Annotated in this window: 1 pseudogene; it reads right to left on the bottom strand. The window is 79.2% G+C overall.

The annotated features are described in order from the left end of the window. Positions 1–807: pseudogene (locus DQW85_RS44720) on the bottom strand (hypothetical protein); the annotation flags it as partial.

The following is an 807-nucleotide window of genomic DNA, read 5'->3' as shown; positions in this document are numbered from 1 at the left end:
CGCGGCCTCCTCACCGCCCTCGGCGCCATGCCGGGCGACCCGCTCGTCGCGGCTGCCCGAGTCGTCGCCCCGGCCGCGCAGGGGTGGGGTCAGCCGTATCGGCTTGGCGTCCGGGTCGAGCGGCGGCCACACCCGCTCCGTGCCGGGCATCGGCGACAGCGGCCCCTGCCGCGGCGGCTGCCCCTTCCGGTGCTGCATCCGCGCGGCCTCGGAGGATCGAGAAGACCCGGACGCCCCGGAAGACCCGGAGGACCCGGCCTCCGCGGTCGCGTCCTCACCGGAAGCGGTCGCGTCCTCACCGGAACCGACGCCGTCCGAGGCGGCCCCACCGGAACCGACGCCGTCCGAGGTGGCCTCACCGGTCGCGGCCCGCGCGGGTGCGTTCTCTTCGTCGGCCGCCTGCCCGGACGCGTTCCCGGACGCGTTCGCGGCGACCTCAACGGGCCCACCCGGCTCCTCAGGCGCGCCCTCGGGGGACGGGCGCGTCGAGGGGACGTCGGCGCTCGCCGCGAGCCTGCGCAGCCGCCGCAGAGCCTCCGTGTCGATCGGCTTGCCGCCACCGGCCCCGCCGTCCGAACCGCCGCCCGTCGTGACGCCACGGACGGCACGCCCATCGGCGACCGGCGCGTCACGGTGCTCGCGAGCCCCCGGCTCCTCCAGCGCCGGCGGCGCCTCGTGCGCGTTCAGGAGGGGCAGCTCTCCCCACCGCATGGGCGACGACCCGCCGCGCGCGCCGGAGGCACCCCGCGCGCCGGTCTCGTCGCGGTGGACGGGGGTGCGGTCCGCCTGCCGCGCCGGGGGCTGGGG

The organism is Nonomuraea lactucae (assembly GCF_003313395.1).
In the GTDB taxonomy this organism is placed as follows: domain Bacteria; phylum Actinomycetota; class Actinomycetes; order Streptosporangiales; family Streptosporangiaceae; genus Nonomuraea; species Nonomuraea lactucae.
This window is presented reverse-complemented; position numbering and strand designations above follow the sequence as displayed.